The sequence below is a fragment of the Povalibacter sp. genome (assembly GCF_036520495.1).
Taxonomy (GTDB): Bacteria; Pseudomonadota; Gammaproteobacteria; order Steroidobacterales; family Steroidobacteraceae; genus Steroidobacter.
The window spans coordinates 100,231-116,033 of the sequence record NZ_DATDJO010000030.1; the positions used below are offsets into that span (position 1 = coordinate 100,231).

16 protein-coding genes are annotated in these 15,803 nt (G+C 63.7%); all 16 read right to left on the minus strand.

All coding sequences use genetic code 11. From position 1 onward, the window contains the following. Positions 1-49: 49 nt before the first annotated feature. On the minus strand, positions 50-1,243 hold the full coding sequence (locus tag VIZ63_RS11355; protein WP_331609722.1) for a glycosyltransferase: 1,194 nt from the start codon (positions 1,241-1,243) through the stop codon (positions 50-52). Then, a complete protein-coding gene (locus VIZ63_RS11360) occupies positions 1,240-2,379 on the minus strand; it encodes a glycosyltransferase (RefSeq protein ID WP_331609723.1) in 1,140 nt (379 codons plus the stop codon). Before VIZ63_RS11360 ends, VIZ63_RS11355 begins: the two co-directional genes overlap by 4 nt. Beyond that, positions 2,376-3,179, minus strand: coding sequence for a WecB/TagA/CpsF family glycosyltransferase (locus VIZ63_RS11365; RefSeq protein ID WP_331609724.1), 804 nt, complete (start codon positions 3,177-3,179; stop codon positions 2,376-2,378). The genes VIZ63_RS11360 and VIZ63_RS11365 overlap by 4 nt, the downstream gene beginning before the upstream one ends. Positions 3,180-3,181: 2 nt before the next feature. Beyond that, positions 3,182-4,279 (minus strand): glycosyltransferase family 4 protein, encoded by a 1,098-nt coding sequence (locus VIZ63_RS11370; protein ID WP_331609725.1) that lies wholly within the window; start codon positions 4,277-4,279, stop codon positions 3,182-3,184. Beyond that, on the minus strand, positions 4,276-5,457 hold the full coding sequence (locus VIZ63_RS11375; protein WP_331609726.1) for an O-antigen ligase family protein: 1,182 nt from the start codon (positions 5,455-5,457) through the stop codon (positions 4,276-4,278). The genes VIZ63_RS11370 and VIZ63_RS11375 overlap by 4 nt, the downstream gene beginning before the upstream one ends. Then, positions 5,454-6,755, minus strand: a complete 1,302-nt coding sequence (locus VIZ63_RS11380; RefSeq protein ID WP_331609728.1) for a lipopolysaccharide biosynthesis protein — start codon at positions 6,753-6,755, stop codon at positions 5,454-5,456. Before VIZ63_RS11380 ends, VIZ63_RS11375 begins: the two co-directional genes overlap by 4 nt. Positions 6,756-6,855: 100 nt before the next feature. After that, the gene (locus VIZ63_RS11385) at positions 6,856-7,911 is read right to left on the minus strand and encodes an acyltransferase (RefSeq protein WP_331609729.1); all 1,056 of its coding nucleotides are present in this window, start codon (positions 7,909-7,911) and stop codon (positions 6,856-6,858) included. Then, positions 7,908-10,166, minus strand: coding sequence for a GNVR domain-containing protein (locus VIZ63_RS11390; protein WP_331609730.1), 2,259 nt, complete (start codon positions 10,164-10,166; stop codon positions 7,908-7,910). The genes VIZ63_RS11385 and VIZ63_RS11390 overlap by 4 nt, the downstream gene beginning before the upstream one ends. Beyond that, positions 10,156-10,662 carry a low molecular weight phosphatase family protein gene (locus tag VIZ63_RS11395; RefSeq protein ID WP_331609731.1) on the minus strand — a complete coding sequence of 169 codons (507 nt, stop codon included), beginning with the start codon at positions 10,660-10,662 and terminating at the stop codon, positions 10,156-10,158. The genes VIZ63_RS11390 and VIZ63_RS11395 overlap by 11 nt, the downstream gene beginning before the upstream one ends. A 49-nt stretch (positions 10,663-10,711) precedes the next feature. Continuing rightward, entirely contained in the window at positions 10,712-11,929 is a 1,218-nt protein-coding gene (locus tag VIZ63_RS11400) for a polysaccharide biosynthesis/export family protein (RefSeq protein WP_331609732.1), read from the minus strand. Between the two features lie 178 nt (positions 11,930-12,107). Next, entirely contained in the window at positions 12,108-12,620 is a 513-nt protein-coding gene (locus VIZ63_RS11405; protein ID WP_331609733.1) for a hypothetical protein, read from the minus strand. A 2-nt stretch (positions 12,621-12,622) separates the two neighbouring features. Next, positions 12,623-13,438, minus strand: coding sequence for an EAL domain-containing protein (locus VIZ63_RS11410; RefSeq protein ID WP_331609734.1), 816 nt, complete (start codon positions 13,436-13,438; stop codon positions 12,623-12,625). A gap of 14 nt (positions 13,439-13,452) precedes the next feature. After that, the gene (locus VIZ63_RS25745; protein WP_331609735.1) at positions 13,453-13,878 is read right to left on the minus strand and encodes a hypothetical protein; all 426 of its coding nucleotides are present in this window, start codon (positions 13,876-13,878) and stop codon (positions 13,453-13,455) included. Further along, positions 13,878-14,486, minus strand: coding sequence for a polymer-forming cytoskeletal protein (locus VIZ63_RS11420; protein ID WP_331609736.1), 609 nt, complete (start codon positions 14,484-14,486; stop codon positions 13,878-13,880). Before VIZ63_RS11420 ends, VIZ63_RS25745 begins: the two co-directional genes overlap by 1 nt. Positions 14,487-14,605: 119 nt before the next feature. Then, positions 14,606-15,460 carry a tyrosine-type recombinase/integrase gene (locus VIZ63_RS11425; protein WP_331609738.1) on the minus strand — a complete coding sequence of 285 codons (855 nt, stop codon included), beginning with the start codon at positions 15,458-15,460 and terminating at the stop codon, positions 14,606-14,608. 6 nt (positions 15,461-15,466) lie between these two features. Beyond that, positions 15,467-15,673, minus strand: a complete 207-nt coding sequence (locus VIZ63_RS11430) for a hypothetical protein (RefSeq protein WP_331609740.1) — start codon at positions 15,671-15,673, stop codon at positions 15,467-15,469. Between the last annotated feature and the right edge of the window lie 130 nt (positions 15,674-15,803).

Below are 15,803 nucleotides of genomic sequence, written 5' to 3' on the forward strand. Positions count from 1 at the left end.
GCGTGACTCATATATATGTATGCCGGCCACTGGCAGCGGGCTATCGCGTTCAGCGTGAGATGAACTGACACATGCGGCGGGCCAGTGATTCCACCGTAAGGTGCCTGGCCTGCTCCCAGTTATGCCTGCCGATCTCCAGGCGCCGCTGCGGGTCGAGCGCCAAGCGACGGATTGCTGCCACCAGTTGATCAGGACGATGTGGCTCGACGAGGTGCCCGTTCTCGCCATCGACAATCAGATCGGGCACGCCGCCGACGCGCGTCGCAACCACCGCACGTCCCATTGCCATGGCTTCGACGAGGACCCTGGGAGTGCCTTCGGACCACGACGGCAGTACGAACACATCGCAGGACCGGAACGCCTGCAATAGTGCCGATCCAGGCGGCATGGGGCCACGGACATCCACGGCATGCTCGATGCCCAGCTCCACGATATAGGCGCGCAATCTTTCCATTTCGCCGTGCGCGGCCCAGCCGATCACGATGAGTCGATATCCTGGTCCCGGAGACTTCAGCAGCTCAGCGAGCGCATCGATGAGATCGCAAAGTCCCTTCTCGACCGCGATCCGTCCCACGTAGAGCAATTCCACAGGCCCGCCCGACCGTTGCTCCATGGGTGCTTGCGTGGGCAGAGCAGACTGCGGCAACGTCGACGAGACGACACGCAGAATCCTCGCCGCGTCCGCTCCTGCCTCAAGCAGCTGCCGCTCCAGCGCCGAACCGTTGACGATGCATGGCCAGCGTCTGGCGAACAGCCGCTCCACGCTTCCGGTCGCACGCGACAGCCACGCTCCTGCACGAACGAGCGGCCCACCGCCCCGTCGCGTCTGGTTGGCCGCCTCCACCGCAGAGCGATCCGACACGAACCAGATGACTGGCTTGAATCGCAGCAACCACAGCAGTGGCAGCAGGATGAGATTCAAATGTTCCGGCGCGCGACAGATGACGACGGGCGTGTGACGACGCAGCTTGTACAAGCGCAACAGCAACAGCGGCGCATTCATGTAGGCGCGCAGAAACCCTCTGCACGAAGGCAGCGCCAGCAACGCATCCTGCTGTCGCAACGAGTAGTGAACATCAGCTGTCGCGCTTTCATCCGCGCTACTGCCCTCGATCGGCAGCACCATGATCATCGCCTCGGTGCAGTCGCTCGCCGCGCTCAGCCAGCGAGGGAACGAGCTCGCGGCAGCAACGCCATCCTTCGTACGGCGGTGCGACTCCAGTCTGATGACGCCCAGCTTCATGCCGCCGCTCCCGCGGGGGCATCGACCGGCATGCACAGCGTCTCCACGAACCTGGCAATGCGCTTCGCCGCATCCGCCGGACGGTACAGCGCCTCCGCCTGAAGGGTCGAATGTCGCAACGATGCCGAGCGTGCCTCGGCCATCGCGCGCTCGATTCCATCCGCGATGCTCTGGGGGTCGCTCGCATCGACGATCCACCCGGTCGTCCGTGCGAGTTCGCACCCGCCACATTGCCGTGAAGCGATGACCGGCGTGCCCAGCGCCATCGCCTCGTTGATGACATTGGCCCAGGGGTCATGCAGGCTCGGGACGATCAGTGCATCCGCGCGCCGGTATTCCTCGGATATCGCATTTCGCGGCAGGAAGCCGAGCATGCGCAATTGAATAGGCGGCGGGCAGTTGTCTGCAAGGTGGCGCGCGAGTGGCCCGTCACCAGCGGTCGTCAGGCTCAACTGCTGCTGTAGCGCATTGGGCAGACGGTGCAGCGCCTGCATCAGATTTTCGAGCCCTTTACGCGCCTCATGCTTGCCCACGAACAACAGCCGGAAGCGACCGCCCTGCTCCTCTTCACACACCCGCGGGCCCAGCGGTGGCGGGTCGAATACCTGCGTTCCCGTGATAGTGGGGCCCTGGACGCCGCGCGCACGCAACCAGTCCACCGAGCGATCGGAATAACAAATGAAGCCGGAGGCTCGGCGAAGAATCCGTCCATACAGCCACGCGAATGCGCGTGACAACAGGCCAGGCACTTCATCGTGCCCCCATGATTCGTTGTCGATATCCCCGACCCAGAGAATCAGCGGGACGCGATGTCTGTTCGCCCATCGGGAGACCCGGAGGACGTCGATTGCGTTCGAACGTGTCAGCACCGAGATGATCGCCTGCGGCTGCAGCCGCTGCAGACGCTCCGGCAAATTTGCGCAGACCGTGAGGGGCCGTGAAAACGCATACACGGTCGCGCTGCGGAGCACTTCGCTCTCGTAATCTGACGGGATGTCGGCGGCCCATTTCCGATCCGCCGTAACGCGCGTCGCATAGAGCACGCGCAAAGGAAGGTGGCGTGCGATCTCACGGAACAGCGCGTGGCGGTACGGAGCGACCATGTTGTGAAACAGCACCACGCTGGACAGGCTCATACGACTGGCTCCGCAAGCTTCAGCCGCGTGGCCACGGCAAACGCCAACTCGCGAAACGCGAACAGCGGCAATGAAGTGAACTGACGCGCCAGCCGCCGGTGCGGCTCCATGATCAGCCGGAACAACCATTCCAGGCCGAGCTTGCGCAGAAACGCCGGCGGATACACCGCCTCGCCGACCAGGTAGTCGATCGCGCCTCCCACGCCGACGTAGATCGCCGCATGCGGCACCCGCTGATACAGCTCGCGAATCAGCAACTCCTGCTTGGGCACACCGAGAGCCACCAGCACGATGCAGCGCTCTGGAATACGCGGCGCCAGAGCCGCCGCGGACGCCACGATATCGTCGATCATCTCCGACGAGCCGGGGACGACGGCAACGCCCTCGGCAGTCAAGCGTTCCTCGAACCGCTGCCGTACGCCCTCCCGCGCACCGATGACGATCACCTTCCAGTCGTTCACGGTACTGGCCTCGACCAGCGCGCTCGCCAGTGCCACGCCCGTTGTCCGCGGCGGCACCAGCGCTCCCCTCATCCGGGCGGCAATCTGCACTCCCACACCGTCGCAAACCCGCACATCGCTGTTCTTCACCGCCCTCGCGTAGTCGGGGTTACGCAGCAATGTCTGATCGATCTCGGGATTGACGGTAACGATGTGCGTGGCGATGCCGGTCTGCATCCGCAGGTACGACAATCGCACCACGTCGGCGACGCTTGCCGTATGTACGCGTAGACCCGACCGCAACTGGATACTGGCGCGCACCAGGTCGAGCCCGGCCGGCATGGATACCACAGGGGACATTTTCAGACCTCCAGGATGCTTCTTAACTGACGCGCCACGTCGGCGGTGCTGTAGTACTGCGCCGCCTGCCCGGACTTCAGCCGGGGCGGGCTCGTTTCGGACTCGGTGTCGAGAATGGCGCGCGCCAACGTCGGCAGATCCGCCGGTGTGCCCATGATTCCTCCCCACCGCGCGATAATCTCCGCCGTTCCCGGCAGCTCGTACACGACAGGCAGGGCTCCTGCGATCACGGCTTCGAGCACCGCGAGCGGGAAGGCATCCACGCGAGATAAATAAATCAGGTAACGATGGCGACCCAGTTGCGTCATGACTTCTTGCGCCGACACCCGGCCGTGAATACGGATCGCAGCAGCCAGCGCCGGATCGCGTTGCGCAACCTCGCGCAGGAAATCGTGCATCTCCGGCTCGGCTTCTCCAAAGATCTCCAGCGCGAATCCCTCGCGCTCAGCGAGCAGAATCCTCAGCAGATCGACCATCTCGCGGATTCCTTTCTCCGGCGAGACGCGCCCGGCAAAGATCAGCGATCCCCTGGGACGCTCACGAAATGGCGTGCGCTGCGCCGTGGACGACGGCAGCAAGGTACGCATCCGCGCAATTGGCGGCGCGCCTCGGATGGAGAAGAACTCCACCTGCTCCCGGCTCAATGCCAGCAGCAGATGCACGCGCTTCAGGATCCTGTGTGCCACCCATCTGCTGCAGCGATGGGTCAGATGGCGCCACGTGAGGCTGCAATGCGGAGTGACGATGAGACGAATACCCGACAGCCGCGAGAGCAGCGCGATCGACAGCAGGTCCAGAGCATTGCCGTAGTGATACCAGACACTCGTGACCTGGCCTTCGGCGCGCCGCGTCGCCTGCCGAATGAAACGCACGTTATCCAGATGCGTGTGCCACCAGCGTCGCAGGCCGGCGTACAGGCCCTGCGACGTCTTGCACACCGCACTGTTCGCAGGCAGCACGATCATTGCGCCCAGGCCGGTGTGCGGCCACATCTCGGCGAGGCGTTGCATGAACACCTCGACGCCGCCGTGGCTCTGCTGCATGCCGCCGATCGAAACATAGGAGTGTCGCGCGGCTGGCTTGGCGACGCGTGTACTCATGTTTCCCCTCGGCTCGTGTCGCGCACTGCAATGGCAGTGCCGATAAGGAACCACGCGAACGCCGTCCAGATGATGCTATCGAGCAGCATCTGCATCACCGCGCTCACCAGCAACACGCGTTTCATGGCTACCAGGTGCGTTGCTGGCGACACGGCGGCGACGGCCGAGATGTTTCCTGCCAGGCTCGCGATGACCCAGCACATCACCGCGATGAGCGGCACGCCGCCGAGCAGCAGCAGATAGATCACATCGGAATCGGCGTTGAAGCCCGGCTTGTAGAAAGCCGGATAACGGACCGGCGCGTACTGCGCGAGGAACGGCCCGATGTCCATCGTCGGCGCACCCGCGATCCATGTCTCGGGCATCGAGGCGAGCGCCGCGCGATACAGATTGAACCGATACAGACTGGACGATCCCACTTCCCAGTCGTACAGGCTGCGCCAGCGGCTGGAAAGATCCTCCAGCAGCGACTCCGGCATGACGACGACGGCAGCGGCGGCAAAGAGACAAGCGGCGATGACAGCGGCGCGACGTGTCGGACCATCCAGGACCATGACGGCGATCAGTGCCAGCAGCCATGGGCCTCTGGCCAGCGTCGCGAGCAGACCTAGCACCACCACTATCAGTCCGGCGAGATAGTACGCTCGCGAACCGATGCGCCCGCTGCGCAACAACACGATACCGGCGGCGAGCGCGACCGCATCGAAATACCCGAACACGGTGCGATGCTGCCAGGAGAGAAAGGCGATCTTGCCGGGCAGCGGCGCTCCATACTTCAGCAGCAGCGCCAGGGAAGCTCCAACCGCCACCCAGAACCAGATCTTGAGCAGCCGTTCAAACATGCGTTCGTCACGGAAGACGACAAACGAGAACACCAGCACGATGACCCATGAGCATGCACGCAGCACGGCCACGAACCCACCCTTGAACAGCATGAGAACGATGACCGAAACAGCGAATACGACCACGGCCATCGGCATGCCTTGCAGTGTCCGGCCGAGTGTCGCCACGGGCAGCGCGAACAGCATCACAGAGGCCGCGATTGCGCCACCGAGCAAAGCAAACAGCGTTTCCGGCGCGAACGGCCCGACCGCCAGCTCGTTGGGCAGCAGGAACAGCATGAGCGGATAAAGCAACCAGGCGCTCAGCGCCAGATTCCGCAGCGCAGCCATCGTCATTGGCGTACCTGCGATGACGGCGCTGCCATCAGAATCCGTGCCGACAGCCGTCTCATCAGCAGATTCGCACCGGCGACGGAGAGCGCGATGGCCATACCCACGCCGACGAATCCGTACAGCTTGCCGAGCACGAGCGTCGCCAGCGCGCCGACACCCGCACTGACAAACTGGATGACTGCGGCCTGCCGCTGATGACCGCTCATGGTCGCGAGGTAGCCGACCGGTCCGCAGCAGGCGGCGACGAACTGAGCAGCGCACATCGCCAGCAACACCGGAAATGCGGCAGCAAAGTCCGCTCCGAACAGCTGCAGCACGTAGCGCCCGCCCAGCGACATGACTGCGCATATCGCCGCTCCGGCCACGATCGAGTAGCGCGTGGCAATGCTCAACAGTCGTCGGCATTCCTGCAGGTTGCCTTCGTGATAAAGAGCGGCGATGCGGGGAGCAGCGGCTATGCCGACCGATGAAACGGCAAACGCGACCACATCACCCAGACGTGAGGCGACCGCTACGAGTCCGATACCCGCAGGATCGAGCACAGAACCTGCAAGTACGATCGGACCGCGAGACAGGCCCACCTGCGCGATACCGAGCACGCCGTACTCGCGGATATCCCGACTCCAGGCGCTGGCATGGACCGATGCGGACGCCGGCATTCCGATCGGCAGGGAACGTGCGAGCAGCCACAACGCCATTGCATTCGCCAGCAACGCCGCACACAGAGAACTGATCATCGCCACGAACACCGGATCGAGCGCGGTAAACGAATACACCACGATCACCGTCAGGCCGGCGGTGGCCAGTGGCTTGAGCAATCCCTCGGGTAATTCCGACGCAATGATCTGGCGCGCACCGCGCAGCTGCCCCTGCAACAGCAACCCCAGGCTCGATAGCGGGACGATCAAGGCCGCCGCCGCCACCGTCCCCGCGGATACGGGCAAGGAACCGAAGGCGATCCAGGCTGCACAGATCAGTCCGAACAGCGTCGCCAGAACCAGCACCGCTCGCCGACTCGCACTCATGAAGTCCGCCAGACGCTGCCGCTCGCCCTGCGCCAGGTACTGCGCAACGAAGCGCACCGCGGCCTTGTCCCAGCCCCACTTGCCACACGTCGCCGCCAGCAGAACACAGCTGATGGCGAAGGCGTACGCGCCATAGCCCTGCGCACCGAGCAGCCGTGCCAGCAGCAGGTTCAACGCAAAGCTCGCGGCCGCGGCCAGCACTCGCATCGCACCCGACCCGAGTATCGACGCCAGGAATTGCGAGCGAGCGGCCTGTTGAATCGTCGTGGCGTGCATCTCGTTCCCGCGCCTCACTGGACACGACTGCCGCACGACAGGCACGCGAATTCTTCGAGCGACTCGATCCATACCGTCAATGACTGCTGCCACCGGATCATCATCGAGCCGACGGTGTGGGCTGTGCGGCGCCGAAATTCGGCTTGACGTTGCGCAGCCAGCGCAGGGCGGGACGTTCGATGTGAAAGGCAATGACACTGGCGAGAGTGATCGCGACCGCCATCGTGCCGGCAATTGCCAGCAACGGATGCCAGCCCTGTCCCTCCAGCCAGCGGATCCCCACGTAGCCGATGTTCTGATGCAGCAGGTACAGCGGATACGAGATGGTACCCAGGAAGATGAGCGGCTTCTGCCGCAGCGAAGCCAGGCCGCCTGCGAGCAGCAGCATGAAAGCGACTGCGATAGCGAACGCCATGAGCGCGGAAGCCGGCCCCCAGCAAATTCCCGCCGTAACGACTGCGGCCGCCATCATCGCCGCGCCCGTCCGATCCCAGCAGCCCAGCTGCATCGCGCGGTGTGCGAGCATGCCCAGACCAAAGAATGGTATCCACGGACAGATGAATGCCTTCGCCACATACGGCGCGGGCGCCCATTGCAGGACGTCCCCGGCGAACTTCAGCAGCAACGCCAGCACGAACCACGCGCCGAGGACAGGCACCAGGAACTGCCGCGCGCGGGAGAAGTACAGCAGCGCGATCCAGAAGTAGAACAACAGCTCGATGGTCAGGGTCCAGTAGGCACCGTCCACATGCGGCGCGCCGACGAACTCCTGCAGCATCGAAAGATTGATCGCCGCCTCGCCCACGCTCACTGTGCGCTCCGGCAGCTGCGCGAAGGCGACGACGAGGAACGTGAGCGCAACCGCAATCCAGTAGGCCGGATACAAACGCGAAGCGCGGGCGTAGACGAAGTCCGCCGCGCTCCGCGTACGCCCCAGCGTCATCGAGATGATGAAACCGCTGATCGCGAACAACCCCTGTACGCGCAGGAAGCCCCCTTCGACCAGCGGCACCGGCATCGTGTGACCGAACAGCTCATCGTAGCGATGGGTGTAGTGAACCAGCATGACATAGACGACCAGCAGCCCTCGCAGAGCATCGAGCTCCGGAAGCCGCATGCCGGACGTAATGGAAACGCGGGGTGACGCGGCGATCACACACGTCTCCCGAGGTGCACGGCGCTTTCCGCGCTTTGAGCGTCCTCCTTTTCGCCTTGAGCCTGCGCGTAGCCATAGCCGTATCCATAACCGTAGCCATAGCCATAACTGAAGGCCGGCCGGCGATGGTCGTTGAACACCGCGCCGACAAACTTGGCGCCCAGGCGGCGCATCGCCGCCACCGATTGGCGCACCTGCGCATAGGAGACCTTGCCGTGCCTCGCGACGAATATCACCTGATCGGCCAGCCGACCGAGCGCAGCGGCGTCGCCGATGATGGACGCGGGCGGGCCATCGATGAGGACCCACTCGTACTGCGTACGCAGCTCGGCGACCAGTGCTTGCAGCGCCGCCGAGGCAAGCAGATCCCCCGGATTGGCCCCTCTTCGTCCCGCGGGTATCAATGAGAACCCGGGCGCAATCGCGATCGTCGCGTCGGCGTGGCTGCACTCCCCTCGCAACAATCCGCCGAGACCGATCTTGTGCACGGGTAACCCGAGATAGCGATGCGTGGCGCCTCGATACAGATCTGCATCCAGCAGCACTACGCGAGCACCGGATGTGGCCAGCGCCTGAGCGAGGTTGCACGCAATGAACGTCTTTCCCTGACTCGGTTCCGCCGAGCTGAGAAGCAGCACGCGTCCGTTCGGATCAGCCGGCAGTCGCACCTGCAGCGCCATTCGCAGGCTGCGCAGGGCATCGCTGGTCGGAGACTGCGGCTCCTCCTGCACGATGAGCCGTGGCGTCTGGCCCTCGATTCGATCCAGCGCGCGCTGCTCGCGTGCGTGCGGCACGATCGCCAGGATCTCCATGCCCGTCGCCATTTCGAGCGTGTCGGTATCACGCACCCGCGCCACGGACAGCGCGAAGATCTGGCACACGGCGACACCCGCCGCGACCGCAAGCAGCGCGCCGAAGACCACGATCAACGGCCGATTGGGACGAGTAGGCCGGTGTGCCGGCTCTGCCCGGTCGATGATCACGGCATTCTCGACCGTGCCGGCCTTGGCGATGCGCAACTGCTGTGCGTTGTTTAGCAGCGATACATACAACTGGGTATTGACCTCGACGTCGCGAGCCAGCCGCAGGTAGTTCTGCTGTGTCTGAGGCAGCGCATCCCTCCGCGCCGCCAGCTGATCGAGTTCACTCTGCACGCGCAGCAGTTGCGCGTCGACCGACGCGACAATCGGATGCAGCGGCTCGAATCGGGCCACCAGCTCACCGCGCTTCAGTTCCAGATCCATGCGCTGGCGTTCCAGCTCGGTGATCCGCTGCAGCAACTCGCTGACCTGTCCGCCGATGTCGATCGTCCCGGCCTTCATGCGGAACTCGTTGAACTCCGCCTCTGCCCGATCCAGCTGCGCCCGCAGCTGCGGCAGCTGCTCATCCAGAAAGTTGAGGCTGCGCGCCGCCTCCTCCGAGCGCCGTCGCACGTTCATGCCCACGTACGCATCAGCGATGGCATTCACCAGGCGTGAGGCGAACAGCGGATCCGGATCGTCGAGCTTCACCCGGATGGCATTCGATTGCGGCGAGGTCTCTGCCACCTGCAACTCGGCTGCCACATCCCGTATGCGTGTCTGTAGCGAGTGGCGCACGACCTGGAAGCGCGCTCCGGGACGTGCGGTCAACTTCGATACATGCACTCGCAGATCGCCGTTTGCGACCAGTTCGCCCAGCGTGCCGCCGACCAGCGTTTCTCCGTCAGAGACCGCCAACTGCCATGCGCCATCGGTTCCCGCGATCAACTCGAGCTCCACACCGAGCAGCGCGGCGGGCACGTCGAGCACCGCGAACTCCAGCGCTTCACTGCCCCAGGTGAATGCCGTCGAGCCGAACAACTGCGACAGCCAGCGCTGCGCACCGATAGGCAACACGCCGGCCATCGACGGCAGCGGATCGATCACGCGGATCGACAGATGCCCTGACACGTGCTCCAGGGCACTGCCGATGGTCGCCCGCGACTTGAGAATCTCGATTTCACCGAGCACCGATGGATCGCGCACCTGCAATGCCCCGCCCAGGTCTGCGAGCGGACCGATCATCGAGGACTTCGCGGGTTCCACACGGATCAGCGCATCCGCGGTGTAGATGGGCGTCGCCAGCAGCGCATATGTGAACGCGGCACAGAAGATGATTCCAGCAACGGCCGCGAACAGGCCACGGTTGTCACGCACATTCTCGACGAGCCAGACGATCGCGGCGGATCCCGTATCTCCGGCACTCTCCCGCCGGGCGGTGACTTCATCGCGCATGGCGCATCTCCTGCACTGCATCGGCAGCCGCTATGCTGCGCAACGGCAACAGCCCTGAGACCTGCAAACGTTCCTTCCAGTCTCCGAGACACGCCCGCAGCAACTCGAACGTGTCCTTGCCGGAAACTTCCGCGTTCTCCACTGGATCTTCGATGGCCACGCCGCGCCAGCCACCGAGCACGAGAACCCGGCCGGTGAACGCAGCCATCGTCTTGAGGACCTCTCGTTGCTGCAATTCGTCCATGGTGAGCACCAGATCGACGGCCCGGATCATCGACGGAGTCAGCCGCCGCGAAAGATGCGTCTGCAATTCGAAGAGGCCGTTGTCGACAGCCAGTTCGAGCGCCATTGGATGCACCAACTGACCACTCACGGCCTGGACACCAGCGGAGGCGACTTCGACCTGATGCTCAGCCCAATCCCGCCGCAACAGGTGTTCGGCCAGAGGACTGCGAAAACGATTGGCTGCGCACACGATGAGTATGCGCAGTGGCATGTCCGACTGCGTCACGAGTGTTCCATCCTGATCTGTGAAACGGGGCGGCTCAGCGAAACTCGCGACTGGTGATCGCTGTCTGCCACAAGGCTTGCAGCGTCGGCAGCAACTGAGCCAGTGCGCGGTTGTAACGGGTGAACGGCACAGCCGCGACGTACACCACGTCCTGAGGTTGCAGCTGGTACTCGGCGGCGATGACCATCGTGGCCGGGCTGATCGCGTCCAGCCAATGAGCTACCGCGTGGTCGCGCTCGCGACGAAACACATAGATGCGTCCTGGATTGGCAGTGGCTGCATCGAGGCCTCCCGCCGCGCCGAGCGCGTCCGCAAGAGTCAGGCGACCGCTGCGCATCGGGTAACTGCCAGCCTGGCGAATCTCGCCCAATACATGCACTCGCTTCGCGGCGGAGTCTGGAACGTTCAGCAGGTCTCCGGCACGCATCGTCAGAGAGGGTGACGACACGGCGAACTCGAGCAGGGCGGGCACATCGAGCGTGTAGCTGCGGGCCGCGCGCACCAGCTGCACGTCGCTCAGATCGGCATTCGGCGCCGCACCTCCCGCTTGTGCAAGGGCGTCGAAGATGGACAAGGGCACGTCATTCAACGTCACCACGCCGGGCGAATGTACGGCGCCGGTGACGATCACGCGTTGACTGCGATACGCCGCCACTCGCACGTCGACCTGCGGATTCTTTATATAGGCCGCAAGCCGCGCCGCCAGTAGCTCGCGGATCGCGCCGACGGTGCGCCCCTGGACCTGCACTTCGCCGACCAGCGGGAAGAAGATGGTACCCATCGCCGTAACGGTGCGACCACCGCCGGCCGGCGCAGCGGATCGCTCGCCGGTGGCGGCAACAGGAGCGTCGCTCAGCTCGGGATGATCCCAAAGAGTAATCCCGAGACTGTCGCCGACACCAATTCGGTATTCATACGCCGCAGCATCGGAGTCCATCGCCGGCATCCCGATCGGTGCGGTCTTCGCAACCTGCGGCTGCAGCGCTGCGACGGTGATCGGCTCGATGCGAATGCCCTCGATCACCTGTGTTTCGCTTGCCTGCGCGGTCGCCTGCTCCAGATCCTTCGCGTTGAAGCCCGGTGTCTGGCACGCGCTCAACGCGAGCGACAGCGCCGCGAATACCAGTGCTTTGCGCTGTAGAACAATTGCGGACGTCCGTCCGGGTGCATTGCCCAACGACTGGTTCGCACGCTCGCCGAATGCACGGCGGTCATGCGCGATAGTGGTCAGTTTCCCCGCTGTGTACTTCATCTGCTCTGGTGTCGTAAGGCTCAAGTGCGGAGAACCTTAGCAGCGAGTTCACGGCGACGCGGCGGATCTGCAACCGAATTGAATCCATCTGGATTCAATTCATCCGAGATGAATGTTTGCGACCAGGACTCGATCGCGGCTGCCGGGCGAGCCTGCGACGAGAAAGTCCGTGAGCACGTCAGTGAACGCGATTCGATCGACGGACGTTTCCAGCAGTAGCCGCGGAATGCGGCCGCACTGTCATGCGTTGCTTCCAGTCGGCCACGCACACGCGCAGCAGACCGAAGGTCCACTCACGCGACCGCAGCGATGTGACCATGGGATCGCCGATGCTTACACCGCGCCAGCCACCGAGCAGCAACACCCGGCCAGTGTATGTCGGCATGATGCGCCTGACTGCATGTTGCTGCTGTTCATCCATGGTTAGAATCAGATCTGCATCGCGCATCAGTTGCCTGGTCAACAAACGAGTTCGATGATCATCGATTCCCTTCAGCCCGTGCTGCCTGGCCACCGCCAGGGCTTCGTCGTTCGCTGGCGCGCCGTCGTTGGCGGAGATGCCGGCGGATCCGACACTGATCGTGCAGCCGGACCACTCCCGTCGCATCAGAGACTCTGCGAGCGGGCTGTGGAAACGATTGGCATCGCACACGATCAGCATGCGCAGGGCCGCGACGTCGGACCAGTTCATGACTACGCGCAACCTCGAAGCACGATGCCGCGCGACTGTTCCGGCACCTCAGCGGGCAGCCGCAATCGTCTCAACAGATCTTCACGGCTGAGTGCGGGGCTGAAGTAGTAGCCCTGACCGATGTCGCAGCCGAGTTCGCGAAGGTGTTCCAGGTGTCCCGCGGACTCGATACCCTCGGCGATGATCTCCACGCCGATCTCTCTTCCCAGCCGAACGATGGCTGCGACGATGGCGTAGGCTTTGCGGCTGACGCCGAGCTGCGCGATGAAGCTGCGATCGATCTTCAGGTAGCGAATCGGCAGGCGTGTCAGCAGGCTCAGCGACGAGTAACCGGTACCGAAATCATCCAGCGCGACGCGCACGTTGGCCGCGGCCAGCGCGTCGAATGCCCCGGCCACATCGTAGCCATCGGGCAGCAATGCCGATTCCGTCAACTCCAGATCCAGTCCTGCTCCGGCTGCCTGCCATGCCTCGCCGATCGACAGCACCCACGTCAGGAACCCCGGCTCGCGCAGCTGCAATGGAGAAATATTGATGGCGATGCGTCCGGCACTCAGGCCATGGCTATGCCAGTAGGCGAAGTCTGCTGCGGAGCGCTCGAACAGCCAGGCGCCGACCTCGTTGATCATGCCAGTGCGTTCCAACACCGGAATGAACACCGACGGTGAGATCCACGCGCCGCTGTCGGTGCACCAGCGCAGCAGTGCTTCGACGCCCTGCAACTCGCCGGTGATCAGATGGAACTTCGGCTGGTAGTGCACCTTGAACTCATCGCGCCCGAGCGCGCCGTAGAGCTGTCGCCGGAGCGATGAATGCACAGCGAGCGACCCGTTCAACTCGCCGTGGCGAATTGCAGGTGCTGGGCCGAGGGTTCACCATTCAGAACGCTGTGGAGTGTCCAGTGTCCCGTGTTCGCGCGCAGCCACACACCGGTGGCGACAAGCACGGCGTCGTGATCGTAGAACGACATCTGCAGCGCAATCTGCTCCGCGCGCGCGCCCGGAACCTGATCCAGTTGCGCGACGATGAACCAGATCCGATGCCCGTCGTGCCAGGCGCGCCACCGGGTTTCCGCGTCCGCGTCTGGTGCGCGAGCCTGCAGACACAACGGCAATTCATTGATGCGCTCGATGACTCGCGCACCCTCGGGAACATAGCGACGCTCGCGAACGAATTCTTCCAGCAAGGCGTCGAGGTTCCCCGTCTGTGATTCGTTCATGCTGCGCTCGATCATCAGGACCTTCTCCCGCTCGCTCATCAGGTCCGATCTGTCTCGGCGGACATACTCTGTACGGCGCTGCTCGAGGTCACCTCGACGTTCTGCTCGCTACGCAGCCAGGCCAATGCAGCGCCGCCGGACAACGCCAGGCCGATCGCCACCGAGAACATGAACAGGTGCATGCCGCGCTTCGCGCGATACTTGCTCAAAGGCGGGTGTATCACCACGGCCCGGCCTGGTTCGGCGTTACGCTGCAGCGAGTTGACTTCTCCGGTGATGCAGGCGCCACGGTGCACGACGATGTATGGGGCGGAGACTTTTCCGCTGACGACCGCCGAAGCACGCAGCACGATTTCCTCGGTGCCGACAGCTTCACCATCCAGCGTTCCGGAGATCTCGACACGCGCCGCCCTCGCGACACCATGAAATTCGCCGCCACGACTGATCGACAGCGAGGAACACTCGACATTGGCGTCGCCGAGGACGCCATCCACGAAGATCGATCCCGCGGTCTGAAAGTTGCCCGAGGTGCGCACTCCCAGTCCGATCACGATGTCATCCGTTCGACATGTTGCCTGTGAATCGATGGGTGCTCTGGTGGCGCTCGTCGCGCTCACGGATTTGGACTCGACGTTGACGGAACTCATTGCGGCTCCATTTCCGGTGCTGAGAAATTTCAGTCGCGAGATACTGCCCGGTTCGTTCGGCACGTGCCTGCCAGAAAGATTCGTAATGCAAGCATTTCCGCCTTGCTCCTGGTGCGGCGTCAGGCGCCCTCGCGACACGTCAGCTGCGATGAATCGCTCGCTGGATTCCAGCGAACAGACCTGGCGGCGGAGCGCTCCCTGTCCGCCAACGCACGGGAATTTCTCGATCGACCACGCAGTGCCCGCCAGAATTCGCTCCGCGTCAGCGCCCGTCCGCCGATCGAGGGAAACACGTGCGCACAGCTGTGTCCTCTGAGCAGCGCGTTGCGATGCTCGGTGAGAAATCTCATGAGGAGGTCGATCAGCGGCGGACTGAGAGACATACGGCGTGTGCATCGTTGGTCGCGCACCGACAGGTACCCCTGATCCAGATGCAGGTCGCCCACGCGCAGCGCGATCAGCTGCCTTGCTTCCATTCCGGAAGTGACCATGAGCGCCAGCATGGCGCGATCCCGCTCGGCGACCACCTGACGGCTTTCGCGCTGGCGTCGAATGGTCGTCTCCTTCGGCCGCTGCGCTTCGCACCAGCGAACCATGGCCGGACTCAGCATCGGATTGTCGTCACGCACGCGACTGTCGCAGAGGAAACCATAGAAGCGTCGCATGCTGAGCAGAACACGGGACAGCTTGGGCGAGGCAGCGCGCACGCGGATCCAGTCCGAGAGATAGCGAATCAGTTGCTGCTCGTCGGCTGTCACGAGCGTGCAGCGCTCGGTGCACTGCATCCACACATTCAGCTTACGCAGTTCCGATCGATGCGCCGCGCCGGTGAGTGCCGAGTGGCGACGTTCGACGACCAACACGTCGACGAAGCGCCGCAAGACATCGTCCGTCATTCCGACCCAGGCATCGGCCTGCTCACGCAATCCGCGCCGCTCGATGACAGTGCACGTTTCATTTGAATGGTTATTCATGCCAGCTCAGAAGTAAGCCACGGTAGCGAAAACGATCAGCCACATGGCGGCAGACAGCCCCAGGGCAATGCAGATGCCGCGCGCCGCGAGCATCTGCTCTTCAGAGCTATCGATGTCACACACCGCTGTCTTCCACCGATTCGTGTCGCATTCCGGCGCGACCACGGGCTGGTCCAGGCAGATATGACACGCTTGCAGGTTCAAAGGAGTCATGATCGGATCTCGGCTCTTCGCTGTTGCCGCATCTATTGTGCTTACAGCCGCGGGTGCAGGCGGCACAGATGGATGCAGTTCGCATCCAATCGAACCCGGTCACCGCCGACATTGCGGCAATCCAGAAAGC